At 47.1% G+C, this 675-nt stretch carries 2 protein-coding genes; both read right to left on the reverse strand.

Going from position 1 to position 675, the window contains the following annotated elements; all coding sequences use genetic code 11:
* Positions 1–53: 53 nt before the first annotated feature.
* A complete protein-coding gene (locus I8U17_RS18135) occupies positions 54–257 on the reverse strand; it encodes a hypothetical protein (protein ID WP_198060009.1) in 204 nt (67 codons plus the stop codon).
* A gap of 14 nt (positions 258–271) precedes the next feature.
* On the reverse strand, positions 272–559 hold the full coding sequence (locus tag I8U17_RS18140) for a head-tail connector protein (protein WP_198060010.1): 288 nt from the start codon (positions 557–559) through the stop codon (positions 272–274).
* Positions 560–675: the final 116 nt, after the last annotated feature.

Genomic DNA, 675 nt, shown 5'->3' on the forward strand with positions numbered 1-675 from the left:
CCTCAGCGTCCCGGGTCGTAGTTTTTCGCTGGATGGTGATGCGATGGCGAAGGTCACTGATTCGCATCCTTCGTCGTTCCTTTGCTGGCGGCTTTTGCTTTTGGCTTCGCCGGCGCGGCTATTTCTTCACCAATAAATCCGCCTTTGCGCAGCTCTTCCGCCCTAGCTGTGTCATTCGTCTCATAAATGCTGCCTTTCCGGTAGAAGACTTGAGTGAGTCGATCAATGAAAGGCGTTGATACCACGTATTTGGGCATTTTTCTCACCTCGCTCACATTGTGGTTGTATCAGCGGGTACGCTGTAATCCTTCAATTGCAAGATGATGCTTTGGAGGGCAAAGTTGAAACCATCAATTTTTTGGCTCGGATCTCGGTTTTCGTAATGCATTGCAACGTACATCATGATAGCCAGCTTGTATAAATTGCTTTCCGATTCTGGAACACCTGCATTAGTCAAGTATTCTTGAGCACTATCAATAAGAAGAGTGAGGATGGCGTCATCCTCACTCCCATCGATGCGCAGGTATGTTTTCAGCTCATCTAAATCAGGGAGAGCCATTTGTTACCCTCCCTTATTAGGCTTGCGGTGCAACTTTAGCAATGCGGAATGCGGATTTCAGTTTGATTTGATGATCAAACCAAGCCGTGACAACAAATTGCTCAATACCGGTTGTG

Source organism: Thermoactinomyces sp. CICC 10521 (assembly GCF_016055135.1).
GTDB classification, from domain to species: domain Bacteria; phylum Bacillota; class Bacilli; order Thermoactinomycetales; family Thermoactinomycetaceae; genus Thermoactinomyces_A; species Thermoactinomyces_A daqus.

Bases quoted from the DNA above. Each gene is read 5' to 3' on its own strand.
- I8U17_RS18135 (WP_198060009.1), bottom strand. From the start codon at position 257: ATGCCCAAATACGTGGTATCAACGCCTTTCATTGATCGACTCACTCAA.
- I8U17_RS18140 (WP_198060010.1), bottom strand. From the start codon at position 559: ATGGCTCTCCCTGATTTAGATGAGCTGAAAACATACCTGCGCATCGAT.